10 protein-coding genes are annotated in these 15,050 nt (G+C 70.6%); 3 read left to right on the forward strand and 7 right to left on the reverse strand.

The features are described from left to right. Positions 1-18 precede the first annotated feature (18 nt). The 7 genes from ABIC70_RS22780 to ABIC70_RS22810 all read right to left on the reverse strand — a co-directional run bounded on the left by ABIC70_RS22780 (position 19) and on the right by ABIC70_RS22810 (position 10,109). The gene (locus ABIC70_RS22780; protein ID WP_354441252.1) at positions 19-2,715 is read right to left on the reverse strand and encodes a nitrate reductase; all 2,697 of its coding nucleotides are present in this window, start codon (positions 2,713-2,715) and stop codon (positions 19-21) included. 212 nt (positions 2,716-2,927) lie between these two features. Then, positions 2,928-4,532 (reverse strand): sulfite reductase subunit alpha, encoded by a 1,605-nt coding sequence (locus ABIC70_RS22785; RefSeq protein WP_354441253.1) that lies wholly within the window; start codon positions 4,530-4,532, stop codon positions 2,928-2,930. After that, positions 4,529-6,346 carry a NirA family protein gene (locus ABIC70_RS22790; protein WP_354441254.1) on the reverse strand — a complete coding sequence of 606 codons (1,818 nt, stop codon included), beginning with the start codon at positions 6,344-6,346 and terminating at the stop codon, positions 4,529-4,531. The genes ABIC70_RS22785 and ABIC70_RS22790 overlap by 4 nt, the downstream gene beginning before the upstream one ends. A 10-nt stretch (positions 6,347-6,356) precedes the next feature. Then, on the reverse strand, positions 6,357-7,625 hold the full coding sequence (locus tag ABIC70_RS22795; protein WP_354441255.1) for an NAD(P)/FAD-dependent oxidoreductase: 1,269 nt from the start codon (positions 7,623-7,625) through the stop codon (positions 6,357-6,359). 591 nt (positions 7,626-8,216) lie between these two features. Beyond that, positions 8,217-8,393 carry a hypothetical protein gene (locus tag ABIC70_RS22800; RefSeq protein WP_158498452.1) on the reverse strand — a complete coding sequence of 59 codons (177 nt, stop codon included), beginning with the start codon at positions 8,391-8,393 and terminating at the stop codon, positions 8,217-8,219. A 130-nt stretch (positions 8,394-8,523) separates the two neighbouring features. Beyond that, positions 8,524-9,525: a CmpA/NrtA family ABC transporter substrate-binding protein gene (locus ABIC70_RS22805; protein WP_345820029.1), complete on the reverse strand. Its 1,002-nt coding sequence runs from the start codon at positions 9,523-9,525 to the stop codon at positions 8,524-8,526. Then, positions 9,522-10,109 carry an ANTAR domain-containing response regulator gene (locus ABIC70_RS22810; RefSeq protein ID WP_043353887.1) on the reverse strand — a complete coding sequence of 196 codons (588 nt, stop codon included), beginning with the start codon at positions 10,107-10,109 and terminating at the stop codon, positions 9,522-9,524. Before ABIC70_RS22810 ends, ABIC70_RS22805 begins: the two co-directional genes overlap by 4 nt. Positions 10,110-10,331: 222 nt before the next feature. On the opposite strand from ABIC70_RS22810, the gene ABIC70_RS22815 reads away from it, so the two are divergent. The 3 genes from ABIC70_RS22815 (at position 10,332) to tkt (ending at position 14,997) form a co-directional block, all read left to right on the forward strand. Further along, complete coding sequence (locus ABIC70_RS22815; RefSeq protein WP_354441257.1) at positions 10,332-10,928, forward strand: hypothetical protein; 597 nt, start codon at positions 10,332-10,334, stop codon at positions 10,926-10,928. Between the two features lie 107 nt (positions 10,929-11,035). Next, entirely contained in the window at positions 11,036-12,925 is a 1,890-nt protein-coding gene (locus ABIC70_RS22820) for a glycoside hydrolase family 15 protein (protein ID WP_043385017.1), read from the forward strand. Then, positions 12,922-14,997: a transketolase gene (gene tkt, locus ABIC70_RS22825; RefSeq protein ID WP_354441259.1), complete on the forward strand. Its 2,076-nt coding sequence runs from the start codon at positions 12,922-12,924 to the stop codon at positions 14,995-14,997. Before ABIC70_RS22820 ends, tkt begins: the two co-directional genes overlap by 4 nt. Positions 14,998-15,050: the final 53 nt, after the last annotated feature.

Below are 15,050 nucleotides of genomic sequence, written 5' to 3' on the forward strand. Positions count from 1 at the left end.
GGCAAGTGTATCAGAAAATCACGCGGCGCATGCGGTCTGCCCGGCCAGCATCTTGCGGATCTCCGGTATGCACGAGCCGCAATTCGTGCCGGCCTTGCAGGCGGCGCCCACCGCCTCGACGGAGGCGGCGCCCCCGGCGATGGTGGTGGCGATGACGTCGGCGCCGACGCCGTGGCAGGCGCAGACCACGGGCCCCGCCGAGGCCGTGGCCGCGCGGCCCGAGAGCAGCGCCCGTCGCTCGGCGGCGTCGGGCACCTCGGTGGCGAACAGGGCCTTGGCGGCCTCCCAGTCCGGCCGTTCCCCCGCGGGCGCGTAGGCGAGGCAGGCGACGAGGCGGTCGCCGTCATAGACCGCGCAGCGGTAGCGGTTGCGGGTGTGATCGGCATATTCCGCCAGCTCGCAGCCCGACAGGGCCTCGCTCTGGATCAGGCCGCGCACCATCAGCGCCACCGCCCGGGAGCTGTCGGCGGTGGCGAACTGCGCGCCCCAGCCGCCGGTGATCGCGGCGCGCGCCCACCACCAGCCCTCGGGCATCGCCACCTGCCGGCGCGTCAGCAGGAAGCCGCGGGCGCGGTAGCCGACGGACGCGATGGCCGCCGGGGTCGCCTTGAGTTCGGGCTGGCCCGAGACCGGGTCGGTCATGCCGCGCACCAGCGCGCCGACCCGGGCCTGCGACGCGAAGGCGCCGCCCCAGTGCATCGGCATGAACAGATTGCCCGGCACCACCGTGTCGGTGACCGTCACCTCCAGCTCGGCCGCGCCGTGCTCGGTCGTGAGCCGGGCGATGTCGCCCTCCGCGAGGCCGTGGGCCGCCGCGTCGTCCGGGTGGATTTCGACGAACGGGACGGCCCGGTGCGCCGAGAGGCGCTGGCTCTTCCCGGTACGCGTCATCGTGTGCCAGTGGTCGCGGACCCGGCCGGTGTTGAGCATGAGCGGGAACGTCGGCGAGGCCGCGAGCGCGAGGGCCGGCGGCTGCACCGCGACGAAGCGGGCGCGCCGGTCGAAGGTGTAGAACCGGCCGTCGCCGAACAGCCTGGCCTTGCCCTGCGGGGCGCCCCGGAAGCCGGAGCGCTTCGGGATGGGCCACTGCACCGGCAGGGTCACGTCGTAGGCGGCGTCGCTGATGTCCGCGAGCGCGCCGAGGTCGAAGTCGCGGGTGCCGTTGTTCTCGTAGGTCGAGAGCCCGGCATGCTCGCGGAAGATCGCGGCGGCGGAGTCGAACGCGAAGGCCTTTCCGTGCCCGAGGCGGCGGCCGACATCGGCCAGCGCCGCCCAGTCCGGCCGCGCCTCGCCGGGGCTCGCGAGGAAGCGGCGCTGGCGGGAAATCCGCCGCTCGGAATTGGTGACCGTGCCGTCCTTCTCGCCCCAGGCCTGGGCGGGCAGCAGCACCGTGGTCCTGCCGCAGCCTCGGGCGGTGTCGGAATCCGCCACCGCTTCGGACACCACGTAGAGGTCGAGGCCGGCGAGCGCCTCGCGGATCGCGTCGGCCCGCGGCATCGAGACCAGCGGGTTGGTGCCCATCACCCACAGCGCCTTGATCTTGCCCCGGGCGATCGCCTCGAACAGCGCCACCGCCTTCATGCCCTCGCCGGTGATGATCCGCGGGGCGCCCCAGTAGCGGCGCACCCGGTCCACCTCCTCGGGGGTGAAGTGCATGTGGGCGGCCAGCATGTTGGCCAGCCCCCCGACCTCGCGCCCGCCCATGGCGTTGGGCTGGCCGGTCAGGGAGAACGGCCCCATCCCGGTCTCGCCGATGCGGCCGGTGACGAGGTGGCAGTTGATGATGCTGTTGCCCTTGTCGGTGCCCTGCGCCGACTGGTTCACCCCCTGCGAGAAGGCCGTGACCACCCGGCGGGTGCCGGCGAACAGGGCGTAGAAGGCCGCGATGTCGGCCTCCGGCGCGCCGGTGACGGCGGCGACCGCCGCGACGTCCGGCGCGATCTGGCGGGCGCGGTCGAGGGCGCCGTCGAGGCCGGCCGTATGGGAATCGATGAAAGCGCGATCGCGGAAGCCGTTGTCGGACAGGTAGACCAGCAGGCCCGAGAACAGCGCGGTGTCGGTGCCTGGCCGGATGCCGAGGAACAGGTCGGATTCCTCCGCGGTTTGGGTCCGGCGGGGGTCGATGACCACGAACTTGGTCCCGCGGCGCGCCTTGGCGTCGGCCATGCGGCGGAACAGGATCGGGTGGCACCACGCGGTGTTGGAGCCGACCAGCACGATCAGGTCGGCCTCGTCGAGATCCTCGTAGCAGCCCGGCACCGTGTCGGAGCCGAAGGCCCGGCGATGGGCCGCCACCGCGCTCGACATGCACAGCCGGGAATTGGTGTCCACGTGCGGCGTGCCGATGAAGCCCTTCGCGAGCTTGTTGGCGACGTAATAATCCTCGGTGAGGAGCTGGCCCGACAGGTAGAAGGCGATCGCGTCCGGGCCGTGCTCCTCGGCCACCGCGCGGAGCTTGCCCGCCACGGTGTCGAGGGCCGCATCCCATGAGACCTGCGCGCCGTCGACCTGCGGGTGAAGCAGGCGGTTCTCCAGCGACAGGGTCTCGCCCAGCGCCGAGCCCTTCGAGCACAGGCGCCCGAAATTGGCCGGGTGGTCGGTGTCGCCCGCGATCGTGGCGCCGCCCTGCCCGTCCGGACTCGCGAGCACGCCGCACCCGACCCCGCAATAGGGGCAGGTGGTCCGCACCGTCGACGCCGCCACGGGCTGGGTCATGGCTGAAGTCCTCGAAGGTTCGCGCCGCGTCTCCCTCCCCCCTCTGCGGGGGAGGGTGGCCCCCGAAGGGGGTCGGGAGAGGGGAGCGACGCGTCCGGAAGGGGTGCAGCCTTCATGAAGGCCACAGCCCTCTTCTGCACCGTCGCTCCCCTCTCCCGCCCCGCATCCGCGGGGCACCCTCCCCCGCAGAGGGGGGTGGAGGGTTGGGCTGCTCAGTACACGTCGGCCTGATACCGCCCGGCCTTCTTCAGCGCGGCGAGGTAGGCCACCGCATCCTCGGGGCTCTTGCCCCCGAACTGCGCGGCCACGTCGATGATCGCCCGCTCGACGTCCTTGGCCATGCGCTTGGCGTCGCCGCAGACGTAGAAATGCGCGCCGCCCTCGAGCCACTTCCACAGCTCGGAGCCGTTCTCGCGCATCCGGTCCTGGACGTAGGTCTTCTCCTTGCCGTCCCGGGACCAAGCCAGGGACAGGCGGGTGAGCACCTTGTCGTCCTTCAGCTGGGTCAGCTCGTCCTTGTAGAAGAAGTCGCTGGCTTGGCGCTGGTGACCGTAGAACAGCCAGTTGCGGCCGGGCGCCTGCGTGGCGGCACGTTCCCGCAGGAACGCCCGGAACGGCGCGATGCCGGTGCCGGGGCCGCACATGATCACGTCCTTCGACAGATCGGCCGGCAGCCCGAAGCCGTGCGCCTTCTGAAGATAGACCTTGACCTTGGTCTGCTCGGGCAGGCGCTCGCCGAGATGGGTCGAGGCGACGCCGAGCCGCAGCCGCGAGCGGTGGTTGTAGCGCACCGCGTCCACCGTCAGGGACACGCGGCCGACATCCATCTTGGGCGAGGACGAGATCGAATAGAGCCGCGGCTGCAGCTCGTCCAAGGCCTCCAGGAAGACCTCGGCGTCGGGCCGCGCGCCCGGGAACTTGTGCAGGGCGCCGAGGACGTCGAGATAGGCGGCATCGCCGTCCGGATCCTCGCCGGAGGCCAGCGCCTGCGCCTTCTTGCGGGCTGGCCCCGAGGTGAGCAGCGACAGGAGCTGGTAGAGGTTGTCCGGCGCGGCACCCAGCGCGTAGTTGATCAGCAGGTGCTCGCGCAGGGTTTTCTCGCCGATCACCCGCTCGGGCCGGGCGCCGAGCTCCGCGATCACCGCGTCCACCAGCGCCGGGGCGTTAGCAGGGAACAGGCCGAGCGAGTCGCCGACCTCGTACTGGATCGGCGTACCGTCCAGCCCGATCTCGATGTGCCACGTCTCCTTCTCGCCGCCCGGATCGTTGAGGCGGCGGCGGGACAGGAACAGCGCCTCGACCGGGTTCTCGCGGCAGAAGCCGAGCGGCCCGAGGTCGGCGGCGGCCTTCGGGGCGTCATCGTCCGCCTTCGGCGCGTCCGGGGCGCCCCCGGCGGCGCCGAACTCCTCGTCCAGCTTCTTGAGCATGCGCAGGGTCTCTTTGCCGCCGGGCTGGCAAAGGTTCAGGCGCGCCTCGTTCTTCAGGAAGATCGCGTTGGCGTAGTCGGCGCAGTTGTAGCCGCACTGGCCGCAATCCTGCTGGGCCATGGCGGCCATCAGCTTCTGCGGCTCGGGCCGGTCCTTGGCCATCGCCATCCGGTCGCCGAGCGGCATCGACGGGTCGTGCCAGGGGGCGTCGTCGTTGTCGGCCAGTTTCGGCCCGGTCGCGGGGCCTTCGCCGGGCGCGAGCGCCGTGGCGCCCGCGACGGCGGGGCCGAGCAGGGCCGCGAAGTAGCCCGAGAGCCAGGCGCGCTGGTCCTCGTTGAAGGGCGCGGTCTCGGGGATCAGGACGAGGGGGGGCGAGACGTGCTGGGTCATGCGGCGGCCTTCAGAGCGGGCTGGTCCTCGGCGGCGTCGCGGAGCGCCTCCGCGCCGGTGCGGCTGGTGAAGGCCTGGAAGCTCTCCTCGGGGCCCTGGCGGAGGGCGAGGTAGGCGCGCAGCAGCGCCTCGACGCGGGAGGGCGCATCCTCGGCCTTCACGGCCTGCCAGATCTCGGTGCCGATCTTCGGGTTCTCGGCGAAGCCGCCGCCGACCACGACGTCGTAACCTTCGACGGTGTCGCCCTCCTCCGAGACGACGACCTTGGCGCCGATCAGCCCGATATCGCCGATGTAGTGCTGGGCGCAGCTGTGGTGGCAGCCGGTGAGGTGGACGTTCACCGGCACGTCGAGGTTCGGCACGGCTTTCTCGACATGGTCGGCGATGATCAGCGCGTGGCCCTTGGTGTCGGAGGCCGCGAACTTGCAGCCTTTGGCGCCCGTGCAGGCCACGAGGCCGGAGCGGATGCCGGCGGCCTTGGTGGTGAGGCCGAGCGCGTCCACGCGGGCTTCCACCTCGGCGACCTTCGCGTCCGGAACACCGGAAAAAATGAAGTTCTGCCAGACGGTGAGGCGGATCTGGCCGTCCCCGCACTCCGCGGCGATCTTGGCGAGCGCCCGCACCTGATCGCTCGTCATCTTGCCGACCGGCAGGACCACGCCGACCCAGTTGAGGCCGGGCTGCTTCTGGGCGTGGACGCCCACATGGGCGTAGCGGTCGGTGGCTTTACGCGGCGCCACGTGCTCGGGCGCGACCCGGTCGAGCTTGCGGCCGAGCTTGTCCTCGACGGCGGCGAGGTACTTGTCGAAGCCCCAGGCGTCGAGGACGTACTTCATCCGGCTCTTGTTGCGGTTCGTCCGGTCGCCGTTCTCGATGAATACCCGGATGATCGCGTCGGCGACGGTGTTGCAGTCTTCCGGCTTCAGGACGATGCCGGTGTCGCGGGCGAGGTCGCGGTGGCCCGAGATGCCGCCGAGCACGAGGCGCATGTAGATCCCCGGAGGCACCGAAGCGCCGTCGAGAACCTCCACCGCCTGGAAGCCGATGTCGTTGGTCTCCTCCAGGGTCGGCATCACGCCGCTGCCGTCGAAGGCGACGTTGAACTTGCGCGGCAGGCCGTAGAGGGAGCGGTCGTTCAGGATCCAGTTGTGCCAGGACTTGGCGAGCGGGCGCGTGTCCAGCAGTTCCTGGGCGTCGATGCCGGCGGTCGACGAACCGGTGACGTTGCGGATGTTGTCGGCGCCCGCCCCCCGGGCCGTGAGGCCGATATCGGTGAGCCCGTCGAGGAAGGGCTGGGCGTGCTCGGGGCCGATCTCCCGCACCTGGAGGTTCGCCCGGGTGGTGACGTGGACGTAGCCGCCGCCATGCTCGTCGGCGAGGTCGGCGACGCCCGCGAACTGCCAATGGTGCAGGATCCCGTTGGGGATCCGCAGCCGGCACATGTACGAGACCTGGTTCGGCGCGACCCAGAACAGGCCGTGGTAGCGCCAGCGGAAATTGTCCTCGGGCTTCGGCTGCTTGCCGGCGGCGGCCTCCTGGATCAGGCGGTTGTGGCCGTCGAACGGGTTCTCGGCGCGCTTCCACTTCTCCTGGTCGCAGAGCTTGCCGCCCGCCTTGACGGTCTTGTCCTGCGCCTTGATGTGGATCGCGTCCGGGCCCGTGGGCTCGGCGGGCGGCGCGGCCGCCCCGGCCCCGCCCGCGGCGAGGCCGCCGGTCATGCGGACGGCGGCGATGCCGGAGGCGAAGCCCTCGAGGTAGCGCTTCTGCTCGGCCTCGAACGCGCCTGCGGCGCTCTGGGTGGTGGTCTCGGACATCCGCGCCTCCTCAAGCAGCCAGCGGCTCGGGCACGGGGCGCCCGAACATCAAGTCGTCCACGTTCTCGATCGGGTCGCCGGAGCGGATCAGGCCCTTGCAGGCGCCCTGTTCGGCGATGTCGCCGACGAACACCGCGCCGATCAGCTTTCCATCGCGCACCAGAAGCTTGCGATAGAGGCCGGCTCCGGGGTCGGAGAGCACGATCGCCTCCGCATCGTCGGGCGTGTCCACGATCCCGGCCGAGAAGACCGGCAGGCCCGATACCTTCAGGCTCGTGGACAGGGCCGTGCCCCGGTACTCGGCCGGCTCGCCGGCGAGGTGGCGGGCGAGCGTCTCGGCGTGCTCGTAGGCGGGCTCGACCAGGCCGTAGATCTGGCCGCGGTGCTCGGCGCACTCGCCGAGCGCGAAAATCCGCGGGTCCGAGGTGGTCATCCGGTCGTCGACCGTGATGCCCCGGCCGACCGCCAGTCCCGCGGCCTGCGCCAGCGCCACCGAGGGGCGCACGCCCACCGACATCACCACGAGGTCGGCCGGGAGCGCGGTGCCGTCCGCCAGGACGAGGCGCTCGACGCGGCCGTCTCCTTCGAGGCGGGCGGTATCCGCCTTGAGGATCACCCGAACCCCCCGCGCTTCCATGGCACGCTTCACGAGCGCGGCGGCATGGTGGTCGAGCTGGCGCTCCATCAGCCGGTCCATGACGTGGAGCAGCGTGGTCTCGACGCCGAGGCGCGCGAGCCCGACCGCCGCCTCCAGGCCGAGAAGGCCGCCGCCGATGACGATCGCCCGGGCGTGCTGCACGGCGGCTTTCCGGATCGCCGCCACGTCGGCGAGGTCGCGGAAGGTGATGACGCCGGGGAGATCCATGCCGGGCTTCGGCAGGCGGATCGGCAGGGAGCCGACCGCGAGGACCAACCTGTCGAAGGGCAGGACGTGGGTCTCGCCCACGCGGACGTACCCGTTCTCCCGGTCGATCCGGGTCGCCGGCGCGCCGGTGATCAGGCGGATGCCGTGATCCGCGTACCAGTCGAGGCCCCGGAAGGCGCAGGCGGCCTCGTCGACCTCGCCGCCGAGCAGCGAGGAGAGCAGGACCCGGTTGTAGGCGACCGTCGGCTCGGCGCCGATGCAGGTGATGTCGTAACGGCCGGGCGCGATCTCCGTGAGCCGCTCCAGGAATCGCAGGGAGGCCATGCCGTTGCCGACGACGACCAATGTCTCGCGCGGGAGGCCGCTCTCGGCGCGCGCGTCGTGTCCGCGTGTGTCTTTAGGGGATGTCGCCATCGCTCGATCGTGTCTGGAACCTCGATTGCAGGGTCGTTGGCGGACCGCCCACGAAAAAGCCGCTGCCGGTCGTCTCCCGGCAGGCTTCAGCCCCAGGAGAACCGGATCAGCGGCCTCGCTGACGGCGCTGTCCGTCGCCGTTGACGGACGCGGCTCGCCACGCAGGTTCCGTGCCAATCGAAATGCGCCGCACGGCGCGCGCGGACGCTGACGCCGGGGCGAGGCCTGCAGAACGGAGGTGCCCCAGGGGCCGCCCGTCTGCGCTGCACAAAATCTGTGCGGCTCGTCGCAAAAGCGATCACGCGCCAGCGGCGCGGTGGGGCGAGCTGCGGAGGATTAAGGATGTCTTCCGGACTGACGGAGGGTCGGGTTGACGCTCACCGTCGTCGGATCACGACACGGGCAAACTGGAGAGCGAGCAAAAGTCGGTCGAGAATACTTCGACGACGAAATATCGAACTTATATGTGAACAACTTCCGTATTTGAACGGCATTCTACCTGTAACGAATGTCGAAGTCTGTCCTTTTGGACAGCGCGGGCACTCAGCCCCCACTCTCGCTGGACGATAACCAGTCCAATTGATGTGGGAGCTACAGCAGCTGCGACAGCATCGCCAGGAGGCCCAGGGTCGGCATCGCGCCGGCCGCCAGCACCCAGTACCAAGCGTGGCGCGCACCGGCCCGCCGGTTGTCGTTGCAGGCGCGGGGGACGCGGCCGCCCCGGCATACGTAGCGTCGAAGTTCGACCCGCCCGCGCGGATGCGACATCAACGATCCAGTTTCGAGTTTGCGACATCCAGGCATGGCGTAGGCACAACGGGCGAGCCCGCCCGACGTTCCGCGGCTGTTCGCGCCGGCGTTGCGGGTCGATGACGAATGGCTCGAAGTGTCGCGGGCCTCAGATGTCGGCGACCGCCTGCCGGTAAAGGTCGGGTCTGTAGACGGTCGTGATCGCCGCCGGGATGTCGAAAGGCCCGGGGATCTGCTGCGCGGCGCGCATCTGCTCCAGCACCCAGCGGGCCTGCGCCGCGCGCGGCTCCTCGATCGCCGCGCCGAAGCGGAGACGCGCACCCGTCCCGGCCATGACGTCCGGACCGTCGGAAAAGGTCCGCGCGACCAACGCCGGATCGAGATTCAGATAGGTCCGGCGTGCGAGGCGATGGATCAGCTCGGTCCGGTTCTCCGGATCCGCGCACCAGCGTCCCGCCCGGGCGACCGCCCGCACCAGCGGCAGGATCGCGCCGTCGAGCCGTGCGGAGACGGCCAGGACCTTCTCGGTCGCGTTCGGCGCGAGGGCGCTGCCGTGGACGGCGATGCGCCCATGCCCGGCCTCGGCCGCCACGTCGTTCCAGGGTGCGCCGGCGCAGAATCCGTCGACCAGGCCGCGGGCCAGGGCCTCCACGCAATGTTGCGGGGGGACCACGACCGTGCGGAACGCGGCAGGGTCGAGGCTCCCGGCTTCGGCGAACAGCCGTAGCTGGTAGCTGTGGCACGAGAAGGGATGCACGGTGCCGAGGGTGAGCGGGTCTCCGGCGCGGTGCCGCATCTCCGCGACGCCCGCGAAGGCGCGGGCGACATCCGGCAGGGCCTCGCTGTCGGGGGCCATCGCCGCCCAGAGGGTGCGGGACAGCGTGAGGGCATTGCCGTCGGTGCTGAGCTGGAGCGGCACGATCAGGTCGGAGGGCGGCCCGGACAAGGCGAGCCGGCTCGCCAACGCCAGCGGCGCCAGCATGTGCGCGCCGTCGAGGTGCCCCAGCGCCAGCCGGTCGCGCAGGGTCGCCCAGGAGGGCTCGGCGGTGAGGTCGAGGTCGAGCCCCTCGGCCCGGGCGAAGCCCAGTTCATGGGCCGCGATCAGGGGGGCCGCATCGCAGAGCGGGACGTAGCCGAGCTGGAGCCTCATCCGAGCAGGTCCGCGGTGGTGACGATCGCCCGGGCGATGTCGACGATCTTGCGCTTCTCGTTCATGGCCTTGCGGCGCAGCTGCTTGTACGCCTCGTCCTCGGACAGGCCCTTCATGGTCATCAGGATGCCCTTCGCCCGCTCGATCAGCTTGCGGTCGGCGAGTTCGCTGCGCGCCTCCGTCAGCTCGCGCTGGAGGCGCGCGAAGGCGTTGAAGCGCAGGATCGCGATGTCGAGGATCGACTTGATCCGTTCCGCCCGCAGCCCGTCCACCACGTAGGCGGAGATCCCGGCATCGACGGCGGCCTGCATCATGGTCGAATCCGAGCGGTCGACGAACATCGCCACCGGCCGCTCGACCTGCCGGGAAACGCCCGACATCTGCTCCAGGATGTCCCGGCTCGGGCTCTCCAGATGGATCACCACCACGTCGGGCTTCAGCGCGGCCACGCGTTCCATGAGGTCGGCGGTATCGGGAATCACCACCACACGCCCGATTCCGGCGGCGCGCAGGCCCTCCTCCAGAATGGCCGCGCGGGCGCGGCTCGGATCGATCACGGCGACGGTGAGATTGGATTCGGTCATCTTGGCCCGGGACGGGGCGGGTCTTCTTCTGGAGGACGGCCCGGTTCGGGCCGCCGCGAACTAAGCAAGGCCCGTGCCCGCGTCGGGGCCCGTCGCGGACGAATCCGCGCAATCCCAATGTACGATGCCGGTAACCGCCGCGCAAAGAAACGGTCCAGCTTCCGCCGCAATGCTGGCCGCATTCTCTTCGCCTCACGGTGGTCAGGGAGATCGGTGATTCGGATGCGCAGGCCAGATCAGCCCGCCCTGACGGACGCCGCGAATGGCCGCGTGTCCATGCCCTTCCTGCCGACGCTGGCCGTCGTGGCGCTCTTGGGTGTGGCCTCGCTCTACTGCCCGTCGTCCAATCCGGTGCCCCCCGGTGCCCGGGCGGGCGGATCCCCCGCTCTCGGACCCACGGATTTCGCACCGGTCGCCGCGGTGGTGTCGCCGATCCGGCCGCCGGCCGCGATCGCGTTCGCCGAGCTGTACCCTCTGGACGCTGCGGTCTCGCGGACGGGGGCCCTGCCCGTCCGTCCGGCGACGACGGCGCGGGCGACGTCCCATGTGGCGGTGGCGGGTCGACGTACCTGCCCGGGACGGCGCTGCCCCGAGGCGCCCCGCAGCCCGATCGATCCCATGGCGCCCGGACGCGCGGAAGCCGCCGAACCGGCCGAGGATGCGCTGCTCCCTGGGCGGGCCCTGCCGTTTGCCACCTCGGTGGTCGAGACGCTGGTCCCTGCGGCCCGGGCGGTCGGCGATGCCGCGGACTTCGTGCGCAAAGGTGCTGCGTCGGTTCAGGGCTCGGTGGCCCTGGCGGTGGCCGACTGCCTGCGCTGACCGCATCCGCGGGCCGGCCCCAAACCTCTGGATCTCGTGGACGGACGTCCTAGGTGCGTCGCAGCGGATGGACCGAGCTTCCGTCCGCGGACCGGAGCCGGGGCCGGATGGCTGCACGCATCGAGGATTACGCGCTCGTCGGGGATTGCCGCAGCGCCGCGCTGATCAGCCGGCAGGGCAGCGTCGATTGGTTGTGCTGGCCGCGCTTCGACGCGGCCGCCCTGTTCACCAGCCTGCTGGGCACCGAGGCGCACGGCTTCTGGAAGATCTTCCCCGAGGCGGAGCACGTCGAGACACGGTGGTCCTACCGCCCGGGCAGCCTCGTCCTGGAGACGCGGCACACCACGCGGCTCGGCGAGGTCCTGGTCACGGACTTCATGCCCGTCGGCGACGGATCGCATCTCGTGCGCCTCGTCGAGGGCGTGCACGGGCGGGTCGCCATGCGGATGGAGATGGCGGTCCGGTTCGATTACGGCTCGGCCGTGCCCTGGGTGTCGCGCTCCGAGCTGGGCGACCTGCGCGCCGTCTCGGGACCGCACAAAGTCGTGCTGCGCTCCGATGTCCATCTCAAGGGATCGGAGGCGCAGACCACCGTGGCCGAGTTCACGGTCCATGCCGGCGACCAGCACCGGTTCGTCCTGAGCTACGGGGCCTCCCACGAGGACGATCCGCCCCCGATCGAGCCGCGCAAGGTTCTCGAAGCCACGGATCAGCACTGGCGGGATTGGGCGTGCCGCTGCGCGGGCGGCGCCCCCTGGGACCGGATGCTCCAGCGCTCCCTGCTGACCCTCAAGGCGCTGATCTACGAACCCACCGGCGGCATCGTGGCGGCGCCCACGGCGTCCCTGCCGGAGGGGCTCGGCGGGATCCGCAACTGGGATTACCGGTTCTGCTGGCTGCGCGATTCGACCCTGACCCTGATCGCCCTGATGGATGCGGGCTATATCGACGAGGCCCGGGACTGGCTGGGCTGGCTGCTTCGGGCCGTGGCCGGCAATCCCGAGCAGGCGCACATCCTCTACGGGATCGGCGGCGAGCGGCTGCTGCCCGAGATCGAGCTCGACTGGCTGCCGGGCTACGAGAATTCGAGGCCCGTGCGAATCGGCAACGCCGCCGCCAGCCAATTCCAGATCGACGTCTACGGCGAGCTGTTCGACGCGCTCTATCAGGCTCATGCCCGCGGATTGCCGGTGAGCCAGGACGGCCTGCGGGTCGGCCTCGCGATCCTCGGCCACTTGGAACAGGCATGGCGCGAGCCCGACGAGGGGATCTGGGAGGTGCGCGGCGGGCGGCGCCACTTCACCCATTCCAAGGTCATGGCCTGGGTGGCGTTCGACCGGGCCCTGCGCATGCACGAGATGCACGAATCGGGCGCCACCGAGGAACATGCCAAGCGCTGGCGCGCCATCAAGGACGAGATCCACGCCGAGGTCTGCGCCAAGGGCTTCGACCCCGCGCTCAACAGCTTCGTCCAGTCCTATGGCTCGAAGGCGTTGGACGCGAGCCTGCTGCTCATCGCCCATACCGGCTTCCTGCCGCAGGACGACCCCCGGGTGATCGGCACCGTCGAGGCGATCGGCAAGGGGCTGATGCGGGACGGGTTCATCCTCCGCTACGAGACCGAGGGCCAGACGACCGACGGCCTGACGGGCAGCGAGGGGGCTTTCCTGCCCTGCACCTTCTGGTACGCCGACAACCTCATCGGCCTGGGGCGCCGCGACGAAGCGGGGGTGCTGATCGAGCGCCTGATCGGCATCTGCACCGATCTCGGCCTGGTCAGCGAGGAATACGACGTGCAAGCCAAGCGTCTTGTGGGTAACTTCCCTCAGGCGTTCACGCACGTCGCGCTCGTCAACACGCTGCTCAGCTATACGCGCGGCGAAGGGCCGGCGGATCGGCAGGGTGGTAAGGCCAACGGAGCCCCTCCCGCCGTCCTACGGCAGCGCGAAGCCGCGAAACGGACCGCGCGAGGCGAACTGGAAGACGCGACATCATGAGCGGTGCTGACACTCCCGCCAAGGCGGACCTCGCTGAGATCGATACGCTCAGCATCAACACGATCCGGACGCTCGCGATCGACGCGGTGCAGAAGGCCAATTCCGGCCATGCCGGTGCGCCCATGGCGCTGGCGCCGGTCGCCTACACCCTGTGGAACCGCTACCTGCGCTACGACCCGGCCCATCCGCACTGGCCGAACCGCGACCGCTTCGTGCTGTCCTGCGGCCACGCCTCGATGCTGCTCTACGGGCTGCTGCATCTCGCGGGCGTCGCGCAGAGCGACGGCGGCAACGCGCCGGCGGTGTCGCTGGACGACATCAAGAAGTTCCGCCAGCTGGACAGCCGGACCCCGGGCCATCCCGAGTACCACTTCACCACCGGCGTCGAGACCACCACCGGCCCGCTCGGCCAGGGTGTGGCCAACTCGGTCGGCATGGCCATGGGCAGCCGCTTCCTCGGCCAGCACCTGAACAGGCCGAACCTGCCGCTCTTCGACTACAACGTCTACGCGATGTGCTCGGACGGCGACCTGATGGAGGGCGTGGCCTCGGAGGCTGCGTCCCTCGCCGGTCACCTCCGGCTCGCGAACCTCTGCTGGATCTACGACGACAACACCATCACCATCGAGGGCCACACCGAGCTGGCCTTCGGCGAGGAGGTGGCCACCCGGTTCCTCGCTTACGGCTGGCAGGTTCTGCGCGTTGCGGACGCCAACGACGTGCACGCGCTCGCCGGCTCGATCGAGACCTTCCTCGCCACCAACGACCGGCCGACCCTGATCATCGTCAAGTCGGTGATCGGCTACGGGGCGCCGAAGAAGCAGGGCACGTCCAAGGCCCACTCGGACGCGCTGGGCGAAGACGAGGTCAAGGGGGCCAAGCGCGCCTACGGCTGGCCGGAGGACGCGCAGTTCCTCGTCCCGGACGGCGTCCGCGAGAATTTCCGCGATGGGATCGGCAAGCGCGGCGCCGGCCTCTACGACGCGTGGCAGGGCCTGCTGAGCCAGGCCAAGGCGGCGGATGCCGCCCACGCCGAGGACCTGAACGCCTTCCTGGAAGGCCGGCTGCCGCACGGCTGGGACAAGGACATCCCGGTCTTCGAGGCCGACGCCAAGGGCCTCGCCACCCGGGAATCCTCCGGCAAGGTGCTGAACGCCATCGCCCAGCACGTGCCGTTCCTGCTCGGCGGCTCGGCGGATCTGGCGCCGTCCAACAAGTCGAACCTGACCTTCGAGGGCGCGGGCTCGTTCGGCCCGTTCTCGCCGGGCGGTCGCAACCTGCATTTCGGCGTCCGCGAACACGCCATGGGCTCGATCGTGAACGGCCTCGGGCTGTCGGGTCTGCGGGCCTATGGCGCGACCTTCCTGGTCTTCGCCGATTACATGCGCCCGCCGATCCGTCTCGCCGCCCTGATGGAGCTGCCGGTCTTCCACATCTTCACGCACGATTCGATCGGCGTGGGCGAGGACGGGCCGACCCACCAGCCCGTCGAGCAGCTGCTGTCGCTGCGCTGCATCCCGGGCCTCGTGACCCTGCGCCCGGCCGATGCCAACGAAGTGGCCGAGGCCTACCGGGTGATCTTCTCGCTGAGGAACCAGCCGGCCGTGCTCGCGCTCTCCCGCCAGCCGCTGCCGACCCTCGACCGGACCCGGTACGGCGCGGCCTCCGGCACCGCCAAGGGCGGCTACGTGCTCGCCGATTGCGACGGCACGCCCGACGTCATCCTGCTGGGCTCGGGTTCCGAGGTGCAGCTCTGCGTCGGCGCCTACGAGGCGCTGAAGGCCGAGGGCGTGAAGGCCCGGGTGGTGTCGATGCCGTGCTGGGACCTGTTCGAGCGGCAGGATCAGGCCTACCGCGACTCGGTGCTGCCGCCCGCCGTCAAGGCACGGGTGGCCGTCGAGCAGGGCAGTGTCATCGGCTGGGACCGCTACGCCGGCTCCGAGGGCGCGATCATCGGCATGCACACCTTCGGCGCCTCGGCGCCGATCAAGGATCTCCAGACCAAATTCGGCTTCACCCCCGACAAGGTCTTGGAGGCCGCGAAGGCGCAGATGGCCAAGCATAAGCGGTAACAGCTGATGCGCGACGCCTCCCTCCCCCCTCTGCGGGGGAGGGAGGCCCCGAA

Origin of the sequence: Methylobacterium sp. 1973 (assembly GCF_040545035.1) — a bacterium.
In the GTDB taxonomy this organism is placed as follows: domain Bacteria; phylum Pseudomonadota; class Alphaproteobacteria; order Rhizobiales; family Beijerinckiaceae; genus Methylobacterium; species Methylobacterium fujisawaense.